24 protein-coding genes are annotated in these 22304 nt (G+C 42.4%); 14 read left to right on the plus strand and 10 right to left on the minus strand.

Features of this window, described 5'->3' with window-relative positions; all coding sequences use genetic code 11:
• Nucleotides 1–27 precede the first annotated feature (27 nt).
• On the minus strand, nt 28–1263 hold the full coding sequence (locus tag GMES_RS16460) for a tyrosine-type recombinase/integrase (protein WP_006993881.1): 1236 nt from the start codon (nt 1261–1263) through the stop codon (nt 28–30).
• A 493-nt stretch (nt 1264–1756) separates the two neighbouring features.
• Between GMES_RS16460 and gnd the strand changes: the two genes are divergently transcribed.
• Together gnd and GMES_RS16470 are read left to right on the plus strand one after the other, a co-directional pair.
• Nucleotides 1757–3226, plus strand: coding sequence for a decarboxylating NADP(+)-dependent phosphogluconate dehydrogenase (gene gnd / locus GMES_RS16465; protein ID WP_006993883.1), 1470 nt, complete (start codon nt 1757–1759; stop codon nt 3224–3226).
• 579 nt (nt 3227–3805) lie between these two features.
• Complete coding sequence (locus GMES_RS16470; RefSeq protein WP_039987684.1) at nt 3806–4621, plus strand: TlpA family protein disulfide reductase; 816 nt, start codon at nt 3806–3808, stop codon at nt 4619–4621.
• Nucleotides 4622–4629: 8 nt separating this feature from the next.
• On the opposite strand, the gene GMES_RS16475 is transcribed toward GMES_RS16470, so the two are convergent.
• Complete coding sequence (locus tag GMES_RS16475) at nt 4630–4905, minus strand: TIGR03643 family protein (RefSeq protein WP_006993885.1); 276 nt, start codon at nt 4903–4905, stop codon at nt 4630–4632.
• A gap of 992 nt (nt 4906–5897) precedes the next feature.
• Here GMES_RS16475 and GMES_RS16480 point away from each other — a divergent pair.
• Genes GMES_RS16480 through GMES_RS16490 form a run of 3 tightly spaced genes read left to right on the plus strand, consistent with a single transcriptional unit; the run spans nt 5898 to nt 7158 of the window.
• Nucleotides 5898–6377, plus strand: a complete 480-nt coding sequence (locus tag GMES_RS16480; protein ID WP_006993886.1) for a YeeE/YedE family protein — start codon at nt 5898–5900, stop codon at nt 6375–6377.
• A complete protein-coding gene (locus GMES_RS16485; protein ID WP_006993887.1) occupies nt 6377–6850 on the plus strand; it encodes a YeeE/YedE family protein in 474 nt (157 codons plus the stop codon). The genes GMES_RS16480 and GMES_RS16485 overlap by 1 nt, the downstream gene beginning before the upstream one ends.
• Before the next feature lie 5 nt (nt 6851–6855).
• A complete protein-coding gene (locus tag GMES_RS16490) occupies nt 6856–7158 on the plus strand; it encodes an ArsR/SmtB family transcription factor (RefSeq protein ID WP_006993888.1) in 303 nt (100 codons plus the stop codon).
• 35 nt (nt 7159–7193) lie between these two features.
• Here the strand turns inward: GMES_RS16490 and GMES_RS16495 are convergent, their stop codons facing one another.
• Together GMES_RS16495 and GMES_RS22850 are read right to left on the minus strand one after the other, a co-directional pair.
• Entirely contained in the window at nt 7194–9164 is a 1971-nt protein-coding gene (locus GMES_RS16495; RefSeq protein WP_264368950.1) for an ATP-binding protein, read from the minus strand.
• A 65-nt stretch (nt 9165–9229) separates the two neighbouring features.
• A complete protein-coding gene (locus tag GMES_RS22850) occupies nt 9230–10321 on the minus strand; it encodes a cache domain-containing protein (protein ID WP_226990321.1) in 1092 nt (363 codons plus the stop codon).
• Nucleotides 10322–10725: 404 nt separating this feature from the next.
• On the opposite strand from GMES_RS22850, the gene GMES_RS16500 reads away from it, so the two are divergent.
• Nucleotides 10726–11607 (plus strand): universal stress protein, encoded by an 882-nt coding sequence (locus GMES_RS16500; protein WP_006993889.1) that lies wholly within the window; start codon nt 10726–10728, stop codon nt 11605–11607.
• A gap of 62 nt (nt 11608–11669) precedes the next feature.
• Here the strand turns inward: GMES_RS16500 and GMES_RS16505 are convergent, their stop codons facing one another.
• A complete protein-coding gene (locus tag GMES_RS16505) occupies nt 11670–13031 on the minus strand; it encodes an MATE family efflux transporter (protein ID WP_006993890.1) in 1362 nt (453 codons plus the stop codon).
• A 150-nt stretch (nt 13032–13181) separates the two neighbouring features.
• Between GMES_RS16505 and GMES_RS16510 the strand changes: the two genes are divergently transcribed.
• On the plus strand, nt 13182–14057 hold the full coding sequence (locus tag GMES_RS16510) for a LysR family transcriptional regulator (RefSeq protein ID WP_006993891.1): 876 nt from the start codon (nt 13182–13184) through the stop codon (nt 14055–14057).
• Nucleotides 14058–14104: 47 nt separating this feature from the next.
• Here GMES_RS16510 and GMES_RS16515 read toward each other — a convergent pair whose 3' ends face one another.
• Nucleotides 14105–14689, minus strand: a complete 585-nt coding sequence (locus tag GMES_RS16515; RefSeq protein WP_006993892.1) for a GNAT family N-acetyltransferase — start codon at nt 14687–14689, stop codon at nt 14105–14107.
• A gap of 153 nt (nt 14690–14842) precedes the next feature.
• On the opposite strand from GMES_RS16515, the gene GMES_RS22505 reads away from it, so the two are divergent.
• From GMES_RS22505 to GMES_RS16530, 4 genes are all read left to right on the plus strand, one after another.
• Complete coding sequence (locus GMES_RS22505; protein ID WP_006993893.1) at nt 14843–14995, plus strand: hypothetical protein; 153 nt, start codon at nt 14843–14845, stop codon at nt 14993–14995.
• Between the two features lie 91 nt (nt 14996–15086).
• Complete coding sequence (locus GMES_RS16520) at nt 15087–15551, plus strand: c-type cytochrome (RefSeq protein WP_006993894.1); 465 nt, start codon at nt 15087–15089, stop codon at nt 15549–15551.
• 168 nt (nt 15552–15719) lie between these two features.
• Nucleotides 15720–16682, plus strand: coding sequence for a DnaJ C-terminal domain-containing protein (locus GMES_RS16525; protein WP_006993895.1), 963 nt, complete (start codon nt 15720–15722; stop codon nt 16680–16682).
• Nucleotide 16683: 1 nt separating this feature from the next.
• Nucleotides 16684–16992 (plus strand): chaperone modulator CbpM, encoded by a 309-nt coding sequence (locus tag GMES_RS16530; protein ID WP_006993896.1) that lies wholly within the window; start codon nt 16684–16686, stop codon nt 16990–16992.
• Nucleotides 16993–17025: 33 nt separating this feature from the next.
• Here GMES_RS16530 and GMES_RS16535 read toward each other — a convergent pair whose 3' ends face one another.
• Nucleotides 17026–17883 carry a cation diffusion facilitator family transporter gene (locus GMES_RS16535; protein WP_006993897.1) on the minus strand — a complete coding sequence of 286 codons (858 nt, stop codon included), beginning with the start codon at nt 17881–17883 and terminating at the stop codon, nt 17026–17028.
• A gap of 188 nt (nt 17884–18071) precedes the next feature.
• Between GMES_RS16535 and GMES_RS16540 the strand changes: the two genes are divergently transcribed.
• From GMES_RS16540 to GMES_RS16550, 3 genes are all read left to right on the plus strand, one after another.
• Nucleotides 18072–19268 carry a two-component system sensor histidine kinase NtrB gene (locus GMES_RS16540; RefSeq protein WP_006993898.1) on the plus strand — a complete coding sequence of 399 codons (1197 nt, stop codon included), beginning with the start codon at nt 18072–18074 and terminating at the stop codon, nt 19266–19268.
• Nucleotides 19258–19896 (plus strand): response regulator transcription factor, encoded by a 639-nt coding sequence (locus GMES_RS16545; protein WP_006993899.1) that lies wholly within the window; start codon nt 19258–19260, stop codon nt 19894–19896. Before GMES_RS16540 ends, GMES_RS16545 begins: the two co-directional genes overlap by 11 nt.
• A gap of 127 nt (nt 19897–20023) precedes the next feature.
• Nucleotides 20024–20431 (plus strand): response regulator transcription factor, encoded by a 408-nt coding sequence (locus tag GMES_RS16550; protein ID WP_039987687.1) that lies wholly within the window; start codon nt 20024–20026, stop codon nt 20429–20431.
• A gap of 178 nt (nt 20432–20609) precedes the next feature.
• Here GMES_RS16550 and GMES_RS16555 read toward each other — a convergent pair whose 3' ends face one another.
• The 3 genes from GMES_RS16555 to GMES_RS16565 all read right to left on the minus strand — a co-directional run bounded on the left by GMES_RS16555 (nt 20610) and on the right by GMES_RS16565 (nt 22275).
• Nucleotides 20610–21032: a universal stress protein gene (locus tag GMES_RS16555; RefSeq protein ID WP_006993901.1), complete on the minus strand. Its 423-nt coding sequence runs from the start codon at nt 21030–21032 to the stop codon at nt 20610–20612.
• 443 nt (nt 21033–21475) lie between these two features.
• A complete protein-coding gene (locus GMES_RS16560) occupies nt 21476–21655 on the minus strand; it encodes a hypothetical protein (RefSeq protein WP_006993904.1) in 180 nt (59 codons plus the stop codon).
• Nucleotides 21656–21921: 266 nt separating this feature from the next.
• On the minus strand, nt 21922–22275 hold the full coding sequence (locus GMES_RS16565) for a cupredoxin domain-containing protein (protein WP_006993905.1): 354 nt from the start codon (nt 22273–22275) through the stop codon (nt 21922–21924).
• Nucleotides 22276–22304: the final 29 nt, after the last annotated feature.

Raw genomic sequence — 22304 nt, forward strand, 5'->3', positions numbered from 1 at the left:
AGGAAAAGTAATGCGCCTATATAAGTATTACAATATTCGGGGCACGGTGGCCTCAGCTTGTTGTTGTATATCAGTCGAGATATAAATAGAAAGCGTTGATAGGTCCGCGTGTCCTGCATTTTTCATGACTACTTGTAATGGGGTGCCTGCTGCAATCGAAGTTGTAATGCCGGTATGACGTAAAGAGTGCACACTGAAATCTCGTAACTCATAGGCTTCTTGAGGCGCCGTTTTCTCTAAAAAGTCGGCAGTTGAATCAAAGACAGTTCTCACAATACTACGTATAGACTCTATCCCTAGTTGAGCATTGAGAATACCCGCTTCTCGCCCATGGGTACCGGCTTTGTGGCGCACAAACAACGGCACTTGTTCATTAGGTAAAGGTAAATCACTGAGTCCTAGATAACGTCGATACTGACTCAAGCATCGAATTAATTCATCGGGGCAGGGGATCATACGGCTCTTTCCGCCTTTACTACGTGGAATTTTAAACACCCAATGTCCGCTTCTGTGCCTTATAAAGCTGCTCATCATAGGCGTATAGCCAGGCCTAGCCGCTATTTCAGACACCCTCGGATAGAGCAGATACAGCATGGCGAAAAGCAGGCGGGTGCGTTGGTGTTTTTCTGGTTGGCTATCCGCAAGATGATTAACCTGCTGCCAGACACTCCGCCATTGTAATTCACTCAATGCTTTTTCATCATCAGATGACTCGATAACATGCGTGTTATTTACGTTCAGCCTTCGCAACAACACCGCCGCTGGGTTCTTATCGCAGTATTCCATGTCGCTTAAAAATAAAAAGAACCCGCTTAATAAAGACAGCTGTGCTTTTAAGGTAGATGTTTTTCGCACATAGCTTGCTGCGTCTCGCAATACGAACGGCCGCCATTTCGGATTAGGCTCAATTGCGCCGTCTTGCTTGCGCGCTATAAAGAACGGATATGACGCATGGGTGATAAGTTCTGATGGCGGTTGATTACAAAAGTCCACAAACTTACGTAATTGCACCCTGTCTATTTGAGCAATGGAAAGCTGTTTCACCCGCCAAGCCCAATTAAACAGCAGATTTAGTTCACTACGGATTGACTTGAAATTATTAGCGTTAAAACGGTTCTCACTTAAATACTCAATGGCTAACTCGTAACTGTAGGCGGCGTCCTTTATCGACAGATCGAAGTCCATCACCTGTTGATTAATATAAGCAACCCCCACATCAAGTTGTTCAGCGTGAGGAAATAACGGCATAAATATAATTGACATGAAGTAGTAGTAAGCAACGTTTACGAATCAGCCCATGTTAACTGTATATAAATACAGTTGATAGGGTTTGATACAAAAATAGCGGAAAAATAGTGCTTAAGATGATCATTTACGGGCTAATTTTAACGTTAAGATAACTTTTTCGCCCATGTAACTGGCGTCGTAACAGCAGTAAATGTCATACTCGTCATCCGTAGCCTAGTAAGATAACCAGAAACCATCTTATGTTGATGATGACCTCGGCGGGTTGGTTGTCACCAAGTTGTCGAATAAAACGTCGTTCGGTGATGAGAGATTGTTCAAATTACATGGTTACTCATCGAAACACTGAATTCACTGGGCATAGAGCGAAAGTCGAGCTTGATAAATTACGCTTTTGCCCCCAGTAAACAAGCATTGTTTATAAGCCAATCAGATTTATTAGCCATGCCTTTGTTTTTAGCTATATTGGTATGCGTTTTTTTACTCAGTACACGTTATTAAGGAATGTGAAATGAAAAGCAAGTCGGACATCGGTTTAGTCGGTTTAGCCGTAATGGGTGAGAATTTGATCCTTAATATGGAATCAAAAGGTTTCACTGTAACTGCCTATAACAGAAGTTATTCAAAGGTTGAAAAATTTATTGGTGGGCGCGCTAAAGGTAAAAATATCCGCGGTGCAGATAGCGTACAATCCTTAGTGGAATCTCTTGCCACTCCACGTAAAGTGATGTTGATGGTTAAAGCAGGTCAAGCCGTAGATGATTTTATCGAACAGCTTATTCCTTTTCTTGACGAAGGCGACATCATCATTGACGGTGGCAACACTCACTTCCCAGATTCAAATCGCAGAACCGAATATTTAGAGAGCAAAGGCTTATTGTATATCGGTACAGGCGTGTCTGGTGGTGAAGAGGGTGCATTAAAAGGTCCTTCTATTATGCCTGGCGGCTCTAAAAAAGCGTGGCCATTAGTGAAGGATATTTTCCAAGCGATTTCAGCCAAAGTGGCTGATGAAGATGGTAACGAAGTTGTTCCTTGCTGTGATTGGGTCGGCGATGCTGGCGCCGGTCATTTCGTTAAAATGGTGCACAACGGCATTGAATACGGTGACATGCAACTCATCTGCGAAGCCTATCAGTTAATGAAAGTAGTACTTGGCTTAAACTCTGATGAAATCCAAAAAGTATTTGCGCATTGGAATACAACCGAACTAGACAGTTACCTTATCGACATCACCAAAGACATCTTTGCCTTCAAAGATGAAGATGGAGAACCTCTTGTTGAAAAAATCCTCGATACAGCAGGGCAAAAGGGCACAGGTAAATGGACTGGGGTAACCGCTCTCGACTTGGGCGTTCCGTTGACGTTAATCGCCGATTCTGTATTCGCTCGTTGTATTTCTGCGAAAAAAGAGCAACGTGTAGAAGCATCAAAGGTAGTGACTGGGCCTGAGGTTAACTTCACCGGTGATAAAGAAGCCTTCATCGAAAACCTTCGCCAGGCAGTACTTGCCGCTAAAATCGTATCCTATGCTCAGGGTTATATGCTAATGCAAGAAGCAGCGAAAGAGTTCGGCTGGGAGCTTAACTATGGTGGTATCGCGCTAATGTGGCGTGGCGGTTGTATTATCCGCTCTGCGTTCTTAGGCAAAATAAAAGAGGCTTATGATACCGATCCTAAGCTGGAAAACTTATTGCTTACGCCTTATTTCAAAGACACAGTTGAATCTGCTCAAGCAGGGTGGAGGAATGTGGTTGGCACTGCTGTAATGAATGGTATTGCCATTCCTTGCTTAAGCTCTGCGTTAACTTATTTCGATGGGTTTAGAACTGCGCGTCTGCCAGCGAATTTGTTGCAAGCACAACGCGACTATTTCGGTGCCCACACATATGAGCGCACAGACAAGCCAAGAGGTGAGTTTTTCCACACCAATTGGACTGGACGTGGTGGGGATACAGCCTCGACTACTTACGACGTATAGTGTTTAACTAACGTCAACGATTAAAGAGAGTTAAGGGCAGGGGACATGCTGCTCTTAACTCATTTGCTATTGACTATCACATGTTCGAACCGCTTCAGCTGACATCTTAGCAAGCCTATAACTCCAAATTTATCTGAGTTATATCATCACTTTATTCAACGTTTATCATAATGTGTTCTCTAAGCGTATAAAGCATTAACATTGGTGTATTCGCTGCGCTTGGGCTAAGCGTCTGATAATGAATGCAGGCAATAACGTATTCACTTTTGTAATTTCAATATCTTACTGATATTAAAATCTAACAAAACAGTGAGCTAAATAATCGCAATGTGTCTTCATACCCGTATAACGCTAATTATATGGGTGTAATACCCATTCTAATAATTCATTGACGTCTCAAAGCTCATCAAGTGGGTTTTTCGCTCACATAGAGATAAAGACGTGAATGGTGATATAATTGACGAATAATCAGCTGTAATCTACGGCAGCCAGTTAATCTAGAACGCCTATTGACGCTATACCAGTGTTTTAACGAATTTCTTTCAATGTATTATTATCAAAACCAGTAAAGGCCCACTTTTGACATCAATCACATTCGGTTCTTTCGCACTTCCTGTATCACCTATTATTCTAATGTTTAGCCTTATGATAGGGCTGTTGGTGGTGGGTATTTTAGGCAGAAAACAGAGCATTTCCGTAGGAGATTCACTGGTTAGCATTGTCATTTACAGTTTAGTGGTAGGCAGAATCGTATTTGTCGTTAAGTTTTTCGATAGTTACGACTCGCTATGGCAAGTATTAGATATACGAGACCGCGGTATTGATACGTTCTCCAGTTTCATTGCAGGTTTTCTCATTCTCTTGTTACAAATACATCGACATCCGCAGCAACGAAAAATACTTATAACGGGTGCAGCGACAACGGTCCTGTTATTTACTAGTATCCAGGGGATCATCAACGCTGGCAACGAGCAGTCAGCACTTCCTAATTTAGCCTTTGATACGCCACAGGGTGCTTCAGTCAATCTGCAACACGTCTCAAATCAAAACATAACGGTGATTAACCTTTGGGCTTCTTGGTGTGGGCCTTGTAGACGTGAAATGCCCGTACTCTATAGCGCTGAGCAAAGCTTCCCGAATGTTAAGTTTATTATGTTAAATCAAAGAGAGCCCGCAGATGTGGTCACTGAGTTTTTAGCAGAAATCGATTTACACTTTAATTATGTATTGCTCGACTCCAAAGGAGATATCGCCACAATGATGGGTGCCCATGGTTTACCCATGACACTGTTTTACGATGAAAATGGCGAGATGGTATCCAGCCACTTTGGCGAAGTATCTGCGGCGAGCTTACAGGCTGAATTGCAAAATTTAACTCAAAACAGCACTCAGTAACGCCCGTCTTATTTGCCTGAACGGACTTTGTATTGGGAGGTACAATAACCGCGGCTCACCGACGGATTGCGTATTTTCTGGTGTTTGGTTTTACGTCCAGCGACACGAGCTCGCCAATTTTTAAATGCCCTTAGATGTAAGTTGGCGCGCATCAAGTTAATAGTTTGCGACTCGCTGAAGCCATACTCCCGATGAATGGCTTCAAAGGGTGTTCGATCTTCCCAAGCCATTTCGATAATGCGTGAGACCTCTGGTGTCATTAAGTTGTGTTTATCCAAGTTCATATTGCCTCTAATAACGTGCACGTTGTGATGATGCATTTTTCATAGCGCTCTTATACGATACTCAGCGACATCTTAGATCACCCTGAGACTCTAACTTATGGCAATAGTGCGAGTGCGCGATTAAGCGAAATACATTGGTCTCTTTAGTGGTTAAGTCTTAATGCCATGAGTATGCTAGGCAGTAAACCGAACAACTTTGTATCTAGGTTAAAGTCCTATTTTCGAAGGGCACGTTTGACGCTCGTTGTTGGTAAGTGGCTTATTTAATGTCTAATGTAGTCAATTTAACATAATATACATTATACGAATATTTGGATGTTGAGATATTAGTACTATATTATGCGTCTGGCCAAACTTGGGCTCACTGCAGACTCAATTCGGTTTTAGCCATGTCACAGCATTTTAGCAATCCGAGTCCGTTGTGTGCAGTTGTTGGCATATACCTGCTTTTACCAACTATCGCATTATATCGCGTTTTAACTCGTACTTAGTTTTGGTGCTATTTTTGGCTCTATGCTTATTAATTAACGTGTTCTTTAGACAAAGCACCATTAATAACTCATACGCTTGCGTAATATCTAAAAGAATTCCGAGCATCATTCAAAATAATCGTTTGCCTCTGCTTTTTGCCGCCTTGTAGGAATTTCCTAGCAGACCTGTGAGATTCGAGTTAAATCCCTAATAAGTTGTTATCGTTGCTAACACCAGAAAATATCTATTCTCAAAAAGCATTGGTTCATAGAAATCACATCTCTAAAATGTACCTTAATCTAGACTCATAGCGATCAACTTGTGATTCAAACCCTCAGCAGATATCACTTTAATCAATAAACATACTGATATGAGACATCGTAGCAATCCACGACGTTTTACTCGATTATCGTCTTTATACGTTTGCAACAATACACCTGTGCAGCAACTAATACTTTAAATCCACCACTTAATATCGTATATTTACGAATAACGATATTTATAACCTGGTTTGACTAAATATGAACACTAATTTGTTTCTACAGGCCTTTTTAGGCGGCGGTTTAATCGGCTTAGGTGCTTTTGCACTGATGCTGTTTAACGGCAGAATTGCTGGTATTTCCGGTATCACTTTCGGCGCTATCTTTAGTCAGGGTAACGGCAGTAAAGATAGTAATAGCGAGAACCGTAAGTGGCGTTGGTTCTTCATTCTTGGGTTAGTAATTGCACCATTGATCACCCGTGTGTTTGGCTTTTCATTGCCCGATACCTTTCCCAATGCCTTTAGTGCGAGTAACAATAATATAGTCAATATATCATTGATGGTAATTGGCGGTTTATTAGTGGGTTTTGGTACTAACTTAGGTTCAGGCTGCACCAGCGGCCACGGTATATGCGGTATTAGTCGTTTCTCTGGTCGCTCGATAACCGCAACATGTGTGTTTATGGTTTCTGCCATTATCACGGTCGCGTTGATTAAACACATGTTTGGAGGTGCATAATGCAAGTGACTAATGAACGTAATAATGCGGTTATATCACGGGTTTCAGCGTCAGTTTATAATCTAGTTGCTTTGTTGTCTGGGCTTTTATTTGGTGCCGGTTTAACTATTTCAACTATGGTTGACCCCGCTCGTGTCATTGCCTTTCTGGATGTATTTGGTGCATGGGAGCCTACCCTCGCCTTTGTGATGATGGGTGGAATATCTGTGTACATGCCATTGTATTGGGCGTTCGTTAAACCCAAAAATAAAACGGTATTTGGTGGCTCACTTCATCTGCCAACGAAAACTGACATCGATAAACCGCTGATCTTTGGTGCATTGCTCTTTGGTATCGGCTGGGGAATATCCGGAATTTGCCCCGGGCCCGCGCTGACTAATATAACCAGTGGCGATTTAGGTATATATGCTTTCATACTGTCGATGGTAATTGGTATGATTAGCGCCTCCAAAATGAGTAAAAAATTAGGATAACCCATATGACACTTGATGATATGCGCGACAACGCAGATAAAGCCGCAGCGCTCTTAAAGGCAATGGCTAATCAGCATAGATTAATGTTGTTGTGCTTATTGAATAACGGTGAAATGTCAGTTTCCTCGTTAAATCAACAAGTGGCGATCCCCCAATCTAGTTTATCTCAGCACTTAGCGGCGCTGAGACGCGAAAAGTTAGTGGTGACCAGGCGTGACGCGCAAACTATCTATTACTCTTTGGCCAGTGATGAAGTAAAAGCGATCATTAGTACCTTATATACTTTGTACTGCGCGCCTCGAAATTAAAACGCGCTACTGGCAAATATAAACTGTCTAAAAAATTAAGGTTGAGGCGCTTGATAAACCGACAAAGTCCACTTAGTGACTTTTTCTTGCATAATGTCTTCGTTGACGGGTTTTGTTAGATAGTCATTCATGCCTGCACTTAAACACTTATTTCGCTCGCCTAGCATTGCATTAGCTGTCATGGCAATAATAGGAATATTTTTATACAACTCCCCTACTTCGCCTTTACGAATACGCTGACTGGCCTCATATCCATTCATAGTGGGCATTTGGCAGTCCATTAGTACGCAATGAATGATTTCATTCCTGCGCTCGGCCAATATCATTTGCTGTAATGCTTCTTTGCCGTTCGTCGCTTGAAGTAAGGTGACAGGTAGTCTGGACAACACGCCTTTGGCCACTTCAACATTTATTTCGTTGTCATCCACTATCAACACTCTAGCACCTTTAATTTTATCAAATTCAGGGTGTGGGTCTTCAATCAGGCCGTTAATCTCTGGGGGGCAGTTTACATTCGCAGTATCAGTAGAGGAAACATAGGTATTAAACCGTGTCACTTTTTGCAGAAACTCAGTGCGCAAAATCGGCTTAGTCAGCACGATTGGCTCGATATGTTTTAACCACGCGGTGGGTTCGCCATCACGTTTAATTAAAACCACTTTAGCGCATTCATCATCCATGGTGACGCATTTTTGCCACTTCTCATCCAATGCAATTAAGTCAGGATGTTGCTGATCAATCACAATATAATCTACTAACTTTTCTGACCAAGTGCTAGGCATCTCAGCAGCAAACATGTTATCGAAACTCTTAGCTGGCGTTATCGTTCCGCCTAAGGCCTCAATCATCTTGCAAGTACTTTGATATAATTCCTTATGCTCGATGAAAACCGCAGTGCTGGTATTAGCTAAGCAAGTGGACGGCGGCGACAATTGACACAAATCGACATCTGCACCGATAGAAAAATAAAAAACGCTTCCCTTATTTTTCTGTGACGTAAAATTCACCTCACCTTTTAGTAACGTGACTAACTGCCGGCAAATAGACAACCCTAAACCCGTACCGCCATGCTTGGAGGCAACGCTACTGTCAGCTTGAGAAAACGCGCTAAAAAGTTTGTCTTGGTTTTCTTTGGCTATTCCTTCCCCGGAATCGGTGATAGCGCAATGCAAATGTACCTTGTCCGCAACAAGTTCAGTATAAGCGGATACTTTGATGTAACCAGTTTCAGTAAATTTAATCGCATTATTGACTAAATTAGTCAGAATTTGTGAAAAACGATGAGGGTCGCTAACCATAGATTGGCAATTAAGACCCGACACATCAACGATAAATTCTAAGCCTTTTTCTTGGGCTTTAACCGCCATACTACCACACAGGCTTTCAATCAAATTGACGGGATTGAAAGGCTTAATATCTAAATCTAACTTACCCGCTTCAATTTTTGATAGGTCCAGAACATCATTTACCAGAGTCGATAACGTATTGACACTCACTTCCGTCATCTCAATATACCGCTGTTGGTTTTCGGATAAGTGTTCACGTTTCACCAAGTTTAATGTACCTATGATCCCGTTAAGGGGCGTTCGCATTTCATGGCTAATGTTAGAAATAAACGCGCTTTTTACTCGACTGGCTTTTTGTAATTCCACTGTGCGCAGGGCTACTTTTTCCTCGAGTCTAGCGTTAGCCTGTTTTATTTTTTCATCTGCAATGCGCTCTTGGGTTACATCTCGAGCAATAATAGCAACGCCTATGATTAGGTCTTCATTATTCGCAATAGGAGAGAATGAAAGCGCTAAAAACATTGTCGAACCTTCTTTGCTCTCTATCTGAGTCTCAGCACTTAACTGACTGTGGGTGTGGGTAAGCTGTTTAAAAATATCGGCTAACTTAACATCAACAAATACCTGGAGTTCCATCAACGTTTTGCCAATAACATCTATGGGGGTTAAGTTAAACAACCCCTGTGCTGCTTTGTTCCAACTCTTTACCCTACCCGTCATATCAACACTGATAATCGCATCTTTTGAGGCGCTAACTATTGCAGCTGACTCCGCACGAGCGTCTGCTAGCTGTTTGCTTTTCTTCGCACTGCGATTAAAAAGGCGAGCACAATCAGCATGACAACTGTCACACTCAATAAAAAAGCATAAACCGTGGTTCTTCTGGACGTTTCGATGGCGTTAACAAAACGCTCCGGAGCAATCAACTTGGCTCGAACAAAGCCACCATCAATCTCGCCATTGAGAGTCACTTTCTGATCTAATACATAAAAAACATCATCTTCTTTGCCGCGATAGCTAATTTGTGAAAAGCGCTGTGATATATTTTCTTTGACGCTAAATACAGAGTTCCAGTTAAACTCTGGCGAAAGGTCTCGACTGTACTGATATTTTGCATCGGGAGTGATAAGAAAATATCCATCACTGTCAGTTAACATAAGAAAGTTTGGTGAGTTCACCGTGTTGCTCAATGAGTTAAACAGCGACAAGGTATTGATGTTAACAATCAGGAATCCAAAGCGGTTGCCACTGTCGTCAAATATTGGCAGTGATAATCGCAACATAGGTCGATATGGATAATCCAGTTTGCCAAACTCTCTGTTAAGCGAAATCCGCGACATGTAAATTTCCCCCTCTGACAAAACCGAGCTCTTTTGGGCGTATTCACTGGTCCGTTTACTTTGTAAATGCTCCGGTGACACGACTTCAATACTACCAGCCACTCTATCAACCCTCACTATCTCCATGGCAGTCTTATCAGCGCTTATCACCCTTATTTGATCGTACTCAGGGTTACTTGTTAAAAAAGCAGAAAAGATCATTTCCAAGCGTTGTCGCCATTGAGCGGATGTTGTGTTGTCGAGCGGATCAACACCGTTATGTTCCAATGCTCTGGGTAACCCGCTGATTGGAGGAGTCGCATGCAGAAAGCGTAAATCTTGGCGATAATTTTTGATGCTCTCTTGAGCCTGAGCACTGATTTGCTCGCCCGTTGCCGACAGAGTGCTTTTTAACTCATCTGTAACAGACTGGCTTAATTGCAATTCGAATACCGCTACTGCGCTGGCCAGTAGGAGCAAAATAGCCACTGATGTTATTAGTAACACTGGCTTGCGACTTTTAAATAGACTACGAAGAAGAGGAATCGCCTGCGCCATTAATAATCCTTAGTTATCCCTGAGCTTTACATCATTGGCAAGTGCCAAACTTTCAGGGCGTACAGACTATATACTTTAGTATAATAAGGCTAGTGAGGTGGTATTCTTTTTCTGCCTCACTTGGGGTGTTTTTATTACCTAATGGTTATTTGGAGTAAAGCGCGTTTTTGATGTCGATGCCATCAAATCCCTTGTGATTTCGGACATAGGGGCGCTATATTTTTTCTTAGCTTACGAGGTTTTATCCGTGAATTTACATCCGAAATGAGTGTACTTTCAAACAAGGAATTTATTTGTCCCTTTCGTATAAAAACTTGTTTTAGCACAATATTTTGATATAAAAATTAAAATAGTATGATAATAAAGCAATCTTAAGTTGCCTTATACAACCAAGGAGTTCCCCAGTGAATGTTAAGCGTATTTTAGTTATCGCCGATCGTAAGGATTCTTCGCAAAAAGCCTTAGCCCATGCTGCATTGATGGCTAAGCAGTTTAATGCATCAGTTCACGTAGCCGGTTTTTGTTACGAACGCTTGTCCGTGCTGGATGAAAGCATGTCTAAAAGTGACATCGATACTGCTAAGCAAAAGATCGTTCAAGCGAGCCAAGCTTGGTTAGATGAAACCGTGTCTGAATCTTCATTACCAGTATCAACAACTGACGAAATGGTGTGGAGTAAAGACATTGCCGCTTGGGTCAGTAAACATTGCTCAACTCACCAATATGATTTAATAATCAAAACTGGACATCGTAGCGAACACGCGTTTTATGTACCTACTGACTGGCAACTATTACGCAGCGGTAATGTGCCATTACTTTTAGTCGCTGAAAAGAAATGGCGTAAAAAGCAAACTATCATGCTCACTCTTGACATGGCTTCGACTAAAAAAACCAAGCAAGCACTTAATCAAAAAGTCATTGATGCGGGAAAAGAGCTAGCCAACGCGAACAATATGCCAATCCACGTATGTTTTAGCCTCGCCTTGTCACCTGTTCTCAAAGATTTAGGAATTATCGATAAGCGTAAATCTTTAAAAGACGCTAAAAAGAAATATATACCCAAAATACAGTCTATGTTTGGCAGCCAAGGTATCCCAGAAGAGAACATACATATTAAGGTAGGTTACGCCGATAAAGTGGTACCCAGTGTTGCATCAGATGTGGGAGCGGCGTTGGTCATTATGGGAAGTGTTGGCCGTAAAGGCCTCAAAGCGAAGATGTTAGGCAACACAGCCGAAAGCGTTTTAACCTTGTTGAAAACTGATGTACTGATTATTCAACCCTAACTCCAATTATCACGTTAGTACTGCCATCTGCTCAAAAGTACGGAGATGGCAGTCACACCATACTACACCGTTTGCAAATCTGAGCTGAGCTTGACCTTATATATGCTGTGAAGGAATATCGGTATCACTGCACATGCAAACACGACATTTGATAAGGGCACGGCAAGCCACACACCCTCTACGCCTAATTGTCGCGGTAAAAACCATAGAAACGGTAACTGAATTAACATATTTCCCAGTGATACAAACATCGCAGCCCCCGCTTTTTCGACTGCAATAAAATAAATCGCAACTAAGAAAAACAGCCCATCTAAGTACAAGGTGAATAAATGTAAACGCAGACCTTTAGCGGCAACTGCCATAAGGCCTTGCTCATGCGTAAACAGACCTACAAATACGGTCGGAAAAAGGTTAAGCACAACAACCATGGCAATACCCGAGATGATAATCACAGAAGTGGCTAAGGTGAGTGTTTGAAGCGTCTTGTGGTACTGCTTTGCGCCATTGTAGAAGCTTACTGGGGGCTGTGTGCCGCCCGCTAGCCCCTCAGCAAAGAAATAATACAAACTCGCGATATAACCCACTATAGAAAATGCAGCCACATGAGTCAGGCCGCCATAGGAAGCCAACTGAGTATTATGAATAGACAAAGTGAAACCAAAATAAATAAACATCACTAAGCCAGAGGCGCCTAGCTGCATTACACGCAGCGCAATACGCCCATTAAACGCACTTAAACGTACAAAAATATTCCGGCTAGCCCTTAGAAAATAACCAACACACAAAATACACGTGATCACTTGTGCAATTAAAGTTGCCATTGCGGCCCCTTCAAGACCGAGGCCGTACAGGCCGATTAACGTATAATCCAACGCGATATTGATAAGAGCACCAAAAACAATAAAGAGCGTGGCTAACGTCGGTTTGTTGTCGTTTCTGATGAGTATTGGCAGTGCTGTAGCACCGATTGTGATAACACACCCGTAAGACATCAAAGCCAGATACTCTTCACCTGGTGGGTTATCACCGCCCTGAAGATGTAACATTGTTCCCCCAAGAACAGACAAAACGATACCTAAAATTAGGCCGCCAAATAACATGAGGTACATAGACGTACCGAGTGTTTCGTTGACCGCTGTTTCGTTGTTCTTTCCTCTAAAATTAGACAAAACACTACCGCCGCCCATGCCGACTAACAAGCCAAAGCCAATCACAACAGACAACATTGGCAGCGCAAGGTTAATACCTGCTAAGCCGCTCTCACCAACAAAATACCCCACAAAAACACCATCAATGACTTGGTACATCCCACTGACTAACATGGCAATTATCGACGGGACAGCAAATCGCCAGAACGTACGTCCCACAGCATTAGCACTGCACGACGCGTCTGAACCTAATTTGCTTATTTCTGGCGACAACATCTTTACCTCTGATCAAAAATTTTCCACATTGTAACCATAATGTTAATACATTAAAGTTAGATACTATCCGAAAATCGGATACAACGCGCCGAGTTGAGGGCCCTTACACAACTAAACGGCCCTAAGCGCTATATAAGGACTGGATCACACATGAACTGGACATTAGATCAGTTAAACGCATTTGTTACCGCAGCAGAAATGGGCTCATTTTCAGCCGCAGCGCGTAAACTGCAAAAAGCACAATCAAGGATTAGCAGTGCTATAGCTAACCTTGAGATAGACCTTGGATTTGAATTGTTCGACCGCTCTTCTCGTTATCCGCAATTGACTGAACTAGGGAAACAGATGTTACCTGAAGCTCAGTATGTGCTCGCGCAGTGTCAGCGCTTTAGAGCACGTGCTTTGTTTGCGAATGATTTTGACGTTATATCGTTAAGAATAGCCATGGACGAAGCGCTTCCTATTGAGACGACGACCAGCGTGTTCACAGCCTTTGGTCAGGAATTCCCGCATGTCAATCTCACTATTACCAGTGGTTCTCGGGATGACGTAGCAAATGCCGTAGCAAAGGAAAAAGCAGATATCGGCCTGATGCTAGGCAGTACAGCGCTGCCATCTGAAGTGGATTTCGAGTCTTTAGGTTTTTTTAAAAAAATCCTTATATTTGGCCAGTCTCATCCTCTGTCAACGGTGTCAACAATCAGCCGCACACAGCTTCAGTCTCATCGGCAGTTAGCTCTGTGTAATCGCTCTGGCGAAGGACGAGAAGACACTTTCAGCCCGAATCATTGGTACATCGACAGCTACTACCTGATATGCGACTTGGCCATACAAAATCAAGGATGGGCAGTCGTGCCCGAGTATATCTCTCAGTCCAGCTGGTTTGCCGATAAATTAAGGGTGCAGCTTTGTGATCATCTATTTTTTAATTCAAGACTTGAATTTGGGGTGGTAAAACGTGGGGATCGAGCCCCTAACCATATAGAGAAATGGTTGATAAGTCAGTTAGTCAATCTTAATCGATAACACCAAGGTTAACGATTAAGGTGACATAAAGGCGATAATATTGAGCTTTATAAGGTCAATGAGTAAATGACTTGATGGGCATCATCTCGATCCCGCTTTTCGCTCATGTTCAGTTCGCGTGCTAACGCCCGCATATCCTGGTTATCTGCTAGTTCAATGGCGTATAAAGAGCCGATATTATGTACTTTCGCATAGTCAATTAAATGCTCGGTTAATAGTTTACCCAAGCCTTTGTGTTGCCAAGCATCACTGATGGTTATTGCAATCTCATGTGCGCTTTTATCGCCCGTATAGGCATAACGGCTCTCACCAATTTCTTTTTCAGTCCCAGTAATAGGGTCATGTTCTGTAGCGATAAATGCAATCGAATCTTCACCATCGATGGTACACAAGGTTTTAAGCATAGACTCAGATAATGCGTTAATACCGCCTAAGAAGCGGTAATGTTTAGTCTGGGCAGATAGGTTTTTAACAAAATCTGCCTCTAATGCCTTATCTTTTAGGTTGATAGGCCTAATGGTAATCTTCTTACCATCCAAAATATGATGGCACAACTCGCCAGGCACATGAGGCGGATTGACAGCAGATTCAGCGCTATCTGCATGCCCTGCTGTTTGTATTGTATTTTTCATTTTTGATCTCTCACTTTCGTCATTAGTCTATGTAAGAGATTAAAAATGATTCAATCTCTTGCCGGTTCATTCCTTTGTACATTAATCGATAGAAAAACAGATGAGTTGACGGCGATCAATTAACCAGCAAAGCAAGTCAACAAACTATGAGTGATGGCAAAACATATCGGCGACCTCGTTACAATCCCCCTTTACAGAACAGATAATGCCAGTGCAGCCAGTAACAGTGCAGCTAACACCAGTCAAAATAAAGCCAACAACGCTTACACCAATACAATGTTCAGCAATCTTGATCAGCATCAATAAGGACTTCGATAGGCTCTTCCTTTTCGGGACGCTCTTGGTTACTTTTTATACGTAAGGGCAACATTAATCGCTGATTTTAAAAGGTACTAACATGAAGAATTCATTGTTTATCGGTTTAATCACTCTGGTGATGTTATTAGCTGGTTGTGGCAAAGGTGCTGATTCACCTAAGGGCTTTAGCTTACCTAAGGGGAATGAACAAAACGGAGAATTAGTATTTAACAAGTACCAGTGTTTAGCGTGTCACACTCTTGAAGGTTACAACGATGCAGACTTGGGCAAGGTATTTGCTGACCCGATCCCGCTTGGCGGCACATCTGCCAAAGTGAAAACCTATGCTCAGCTTGTGACTTCAATAATAAACCCCTCTCATGAGCTTGCGCCGCGCTCGCGTGCGCTGGTGCCAGTCGTTGATAATAATGGACAGTCAAAAATGACCGTATTTAACGACGTTATGACGGTAACAGAGATGATAGACGTGGTGGCTTTTTTGCAACCAAAATATAAAGTTAAACCGATTCAATATACTAATTATTTACAGTATCAAGTGCCTTAGAAAGCATATTAGGAAGCTGTAACGCAGAAAATTTATACTAAGCTATACAAGGTTAAAACGCGTTAGAGCCGCGCTTTTCATCAACCGTTGTTATTACATATCGCAATACTTGTATGCAAGGGTGCTTGCACATCATGCACCTTCGGCATGTTTACTACGAGATAGATAATGGAATTTAAAGATTACTATGCCATTCTTGGTGTTGCCAAAGACGCCGAGCTTAAAGAAATTAAAAAAGCTTACCGTAAACTCGCGCTCGAATTCCATCCTGATATGAATGCCGCAGACGATGCCGAAGAAAAGTTTAAAGAAGTCGCTGAAGCATACGAAGTACTAAAAGACACTGAAAAACGTGCAGAATATGATGAAATTCGCAAATATGGCGCAGGACAAAAGCAAGGCTTCACGCCCCCGCCAGGTTGGCAAAGTGAATCACAACATACGCACTGGGATGCCAATAGCGAGGACTTTTCAGATTTTTTCAATTCTGTATTTTCAGCTCGTCGTTCTCGCCAGCAGTCTCACAATGACCCATTCAGCCAAGGGTATACTCGAGCTGACTATCCTATGACGGGTCAAGATGCTGAGCTTGAAGTGCCTATATTCTTAGAAGATACCCTTCATTCATCTGCTAAAACCGTCGAATTTATGCAATCTGAAGTGGTTAACGCTCAATTGGTCAAGAAAAAGAAAACCCTGAAAGTAAAAATACCTCAAGGAGTAGTAGATGGGCAGCGCATACGTCTTAAAGGGCAAGGTGGTAAAGGTAGTCAGGGCGGTGAAAACGGCGACTTGTATTTGCACATTCGTTTAGTGCCGCACCCACTTTTCGATGTTCAAGGTCATGATTTAACGATGACGCTGCCACTCGCCCCATGGGAAGCAATATTGGGTACAGAAATCACCGTTCCTACTTTAGACGGAAAAGTTAAAATGACCGTGCAGCCTAACAGCCAAACCGGTCAAAAATTAAGAATTAAAGGAAAAGGTTTGAAACGCAAATCTGGCTACGGCGATCTTTTTGCTGTACTCAAAATTGTTAACCCGCCAGAAACTGATGAAAAAGCGTTAACCCTATGGAATGAACTTGCTAAGACAAGTGCCTTCGACCCCAGAAAAGAATGGAGTTAGCATGATGAACGACTCAATACGCAAGGTATCCATTGAGGAGCTATGCAAAAGTAAAGACATTAACCAGACTCTAGTAATGGAAGTGGTGGAATTTGGCATCGCTCGGCCTGTAGAGGGAAATACAATCCAAGACTGGAAGTTTGACACTTCCACAGTGCATTGGTTAAAAAAAGCGATTCGTCTTAACCGACAATTAGAAATTGACTGGGTCGGTGTGGCGATGGTGATTGAGCTTTTAAAGCAAAGAGAAGCTCTCGAATATGAAAACCATACCCTGCAACGGCAACTAGCGCGATTCTTAGAATCATAATGAGCCTGCAGGGCGAAGATTAGCTATGAAGCATCAAGTTTCATGATCAGTTATCCGATGTCTCGGCTCTATGTGGACTAACACATCTTGAATGTTAAATTTTTTGGCTAATACTCGTTCAATTTCATCAGCGATAAGATGTGAATCTGCCGTGGTGAGTTGTGGGTCAACCGTGACAATAAGATCCGCCACCCGCCCATTCGGTACTTTTCTTGAGCGCACTCGAACAACCGAGTCTACGCTATCCAAGCGATTGATTTCAGCTGAAACTGCGCTAGGATCCACATCGCTATAATCGACCAATATAGGGATAGCGCGCTGAAAAAGTTTAAAGGCCAAATAAAAAATGAGTAACGACACTAAAATAGCAAAAACAGTGTCTAGCCAATAATAACCGTGCGCTGCAAGTTGCCACCCAACTATCACTACAATCGTGGTTAACACGTCACTTAAGGTATGACTAGCGTCAGCTTCTAATAGATCTGACGCCAACTTTTTTGCCCAGTACCTTTGCCATATCGTTAGCAAAATATTAACGACAAGCGTACCCGTCAGCACGATAAGCCCTAAATAGTTCTGCTCCACTGCCTGACCAAAGCGATTGTAGGCATTAATTAACATTTCAAATGCGACGATACTCAATAAGGATGCAAGGCCGAACACTGCCAATTGTTCAAATTTTTGGTGGCCATATTGGTGGTCCTTATCGGCAGGCGAATTTGCAATATTGGTCGCCATCCAAGCCATGATGTTATTAACCACATCCGTAAATGAATGCACTGCATCAGCAATCACTGCAGCTGAATTAGCGCTGATCCCCACGAATAACTTTACGCAACATATAAATAAGTTTACGCAGCCCTCTATTAGTAAAACACGCTTCACATTCATCACAGATGATCCCTTTAAAAAGCCCAGACTGTCGATATACGGCCAAAATACATAGATAAAGAGAAGTTTACCTTTCCTAAGGTAACAATTTTGGGTATTTTAAAATTTAGAACTAACGATTGTCGAATAATATTTGGCATCACAATTCCACCTAAGCAGTAGGCTTAACATAATTGCTTTGGAGCACTGTGAACAGCACACATAAGCTAACTAACCCGAACCAGGACGAAGCGGATGCCCTGGCCAAATTAAATGCAATACTTAACGCGACTGTCGATGCGATGATTATTATTGATCACACTGGTACGATTGAATTATTTAATGCAGCAGCCCAAAGAATGTTTGGCTATTCAGTGCAAGAGGTGATTGGCAAAAATATAAAGATGTTAATGCCGGAACCCTATCGTAAAGAACACGACCAATATTTAGATAACTACATGAAGACCAATCAAGCGCGGATCATTGGTATTGGGCGCGAGGTAAAGGCGTGCAAGAAAGACGGTGAGATATTTCCTATCGAGCTTTCTGTTGGCGAAGTGAAAGAGTCCAGCCATAAACAGTTTGTCGGCATTATTCGTGATATTTCCGATCAAGTGCAAGCACGCTCTGATGCTATTGCCAATAGAGAAAGATTGGCTCACGTAACCCGACTCAGTACTATGGGAGAAATGGCTGCGGGGATCGCCCATGAAATCAATCAACCGCTATCAGCCGTGAGTAGTTATGCCCAAGCGTGCAAGAATTTATTGCAACGCGAAAACAGCCAGGCCGATGCTTTTCAAAAACAAAAATTAACTGACACGCTAGAAAAAATCAGTAACCAAGCCTTGAGAGCAGGTGAAGTTATTCGACGCTTACGAGAGTTCGTCAAAAAGCGCAATACAGAAAGAGAATACATTAACTTTAATGACCTAATTCAAGACACTATCGATTTGGCGAAAGTTGACACTCGCCTACTCGACCATGGCATCCAACTAGACTTGTGTAGCGCTCCCACCCCGTGCTTGTTGATAGACCAAGTACAGTTACAACAAGTCCTTTTTAACCTTATTCGTAACGCTATTGACGCTATGGAAGATCAACCCTCAGCCCCTGTGGTGATTCAATCAAAATGGATAAACGAACAATATCTAGAAGTGTCTATTTGTGATACTGGCTATGGGATAACAGAGGAAAATAGGGCGCGGCTTTTTCACCCATTTTTCACTACTAAAACGTCCGGTATGGGAATGGGGCTACCTATTTGCCAATCAATCATACAGTCGCACGGCGGCGAGTTGAAGCATAGCGCAGGTAGCCCTCAAGGAAGTGTTTTCTCATTTACCCTACCCGCGAAACCGATTGTAAATAACAATACCGATGAAGTAACCAACAATGAAGAATAAAAGCACACTGTTTAAAGCAGAGCAAATTGTACATATTATTGATGATGACGAGGCAGTACTTGACTCTCTCAGTATGTTATTGGATTCCGTTGGTGTGCAAAACGCCATTTATGATAATGCACAGACATTCCTAAATAGTTTTTCATCAGACGATATTAGCATGCTAAGTGGCTGCATTGTTTTGGATATCCGCATGCCTGGCATGAGTGGAATGGAATGCCAACAGCGCTTAGAAGCACTTAAATGTCCCTTACCCATCATATTTGTTACCGGCCACGGCGATGTACCAATGGCAGTCGAGGCGATGAAAAAAGGCGCGATAGAGTTTATTCAGAAACCGTTTCGCGAGCAAGTTCTGCTCGACTGCATACAGCACGCTTTAGAGGTCAATCGAAACAACCAACAGCGCACTCTGCATGCATTGGAAGTAGAAAAAAGATGCAAATCTCTTACTGAGCGTGAAAATGAAGTGATGCATCGAGTGATTGCCGGTCAAGCAAATAAAGTGATAGCCAGTGAACTAAATTTAAGTCAACGCACGGTTGAGATCCATCGTGCGAATGTTATGGACAAAATGCAGGTAAAGTCTTTAGCTGAACTTGTTACCCTTGTGGTGGCAAAAGAGTAATCAAGACTCTATGTTTTTGCATTTTACTGTATCTATTGTGGCGGTAATTTGATCTAGCGCAACATCCTTTTTGGCGTGAGATATATCTTTACTTAGAATATCTTTATATCGTGCGTCGAATACCTCTATGATTAGTACTCTTGTAACCAAAAATCATCATCCGATCATCTATCTGGTAGATCACCAGAAAGATGCTCGAACAGCACTCTCAAAACTACTTTCTCCCCTGGAGGTAACAATTAAGTGTTTTGCCAGTGCAGAGAGCTTTATGCGTCAGCAGATCAGTGATGACGCCATTGGTATGATCATTGAGGCACACCTTGAAGGTAAAAAAGACAGTGGCATAGAGCTGCTTGAAACGCTCGTTAAAAGTGGGTGTCATTTACCGACTATTATTCTGGCAAGTTCCAGTGACATACCCACTGCTGTAAGAGCTATGCGTGCTAACGCGACTGATTTTATTGAGAGACCCTTTATAGAGCATCTATTAGTGCGTGACGTACAACAGATAATAAACGGCGCAAAGGCTCATTGAGTATTGTGTCATTCAAAACACATATCGCTATAAGCTATTCTTCATTCCTGAACACAATAGCAACAGCCAAGGTTACAACAAGTCGTGTCACACTTAGCAGTCGCCATTCCAATGTAGCGCTTACTAATAGCGCCATATCAACCAGTGTTGTTAGGTTCTATTTTTAAGTTCAGTGCCGCTATACTTTTACCGCTAGCACATCACACTTGACCCCGTGCAGTACACCATTAGCGGTGGATCCTAACAGCAGTTTTAGCCCACTTTGGCCATGCGTACCGATAACAATTAAGTCAGCTCCTATCCGCTCTGCATATCGGTGTATTTCATCAGCAGGAGAGCCCACCGCTACGTGCGTGTTCTCTTTTGGTACTCCTGATGTCACGGCAATTTCCTCTAGTCTGTGTTCAGATTGTTCTTGCAGGTTTATTAGTTCGTCATTTTCAAACGCAATACCATAGGGCTCGAAATACGTTTGTGCAAACGTGACATACAACAAATTTAGTTTTGAGGGTGAATCAGCCACTGCGAGCGCTTTGCTCATCACTAAATTCCCAGGGCTGTTAATATCTAACGCAACCAATATCTTTTGATAACCAAGCATTGTTTTCTCCTTATTACTGATGTTAACGGTGACTTATTCATACCGTAAATGGATTCACTAATACCAATCCCACAATATGATTAAAGCCGATTTGAGAAAAAGCAGCTTGATCCATGTCAACACAAGTCCGAATAAGGCGAACAGAGCTATCAGAGCGCAAGTGATCCCACCCTCGGAACATGCTGCATAGCGAATGAACCAGCAAACTTAGCCTGTTGGCATAAGTGCTAGTTAGGCTTTGAATATATTAATGGAGGCGAAGGTTTCGACAGAGAGGATTACAAAGCTCAACTCAGAGTAGCGGAAGGCTAGCGTTAATAATACAACGCTTATATCAACAGCCAGCTTAGCAATGCCAATGTAAGTACCAGTGCCAATCAATATAAGCGCTTCTTAAAGCTAAAATGTTTTCAAAGCATAATGGGTGAGCCAAATCTTAGCTATTAGTGCGAGAAGCGATGAGGTTGGTCTTCATCATTCCACTTGGACTTATACCTGTTGACTTGCAAAGGCTTATGCAAGGAGCGAGACGTTCTGTTAAGCTTTCGAAACGTACCATCAATATAATTTTCGATAGATTCAATATCTACGTGTAGGTTGTATCTGTCTTGGAATGTTTTCATTGTGACTCTCCTTACTGGCTATATCAGTGGTGTAACGTATCTTTGCTATCCGTTATCACGCTCGTTTGTTAAAACATGATGTCTTATCAATGTTATAGCAATGGATATGCCAAACTTATAGTCATCGAGAAAGCGCCACTACGCCAGTATATTAAAGGCGCGAAGCGCCAAGTTCGCAGATAAAAACACTCTCACAAGAGTGTTAAGGCAGCAAATTTCACCGTGAAGGTGAAATAATTACACGCGGCTCTACCCTGCCCCAAAATTCACTCAGAGATGATCTTTCCTTTATACATTTGCATTTGGCAGTGAAAGTCATATTCGCCCTCACTTAGCCCAGGTAGCTCTATACGGTTACCTTGTCCCATTTTTAAGCCCAAACTTAAGTCCAATTGGGGGAAGATGACTGTTTCAGCGCAAGGTGCAGGGTCCTGTCGGTCAAAATCCAGCGTTATCTTCGTACCTGCGCTCACAGAGATATTGCTAGGTTGGTAAATGCCATTGTTTACTAAAATCTTAATTTGGTTACTGGTAGATTGCGTAGGCTTTGGCGTGTAAAGCCAAAACCACCACACGATAGCCGCGATAAGCAGTACACCTAATAGGTTAATTATTAACATCCGTTAACTCCAAACATGTCTTATAAAAA

Origin of the sequence: Paraglaciecola mesophila KMM 241 (assembly GCF_000315015.1) — a bacterium.
In the GTDB taxonomy this organism is placed as follows: domain Bacteria; phylum Pseudomonadota; class Gammaproteobacteria; order Enterobacterales; family Alteromonadaceae; genus Paraglaciecola; species Paraglaciecola mesophila.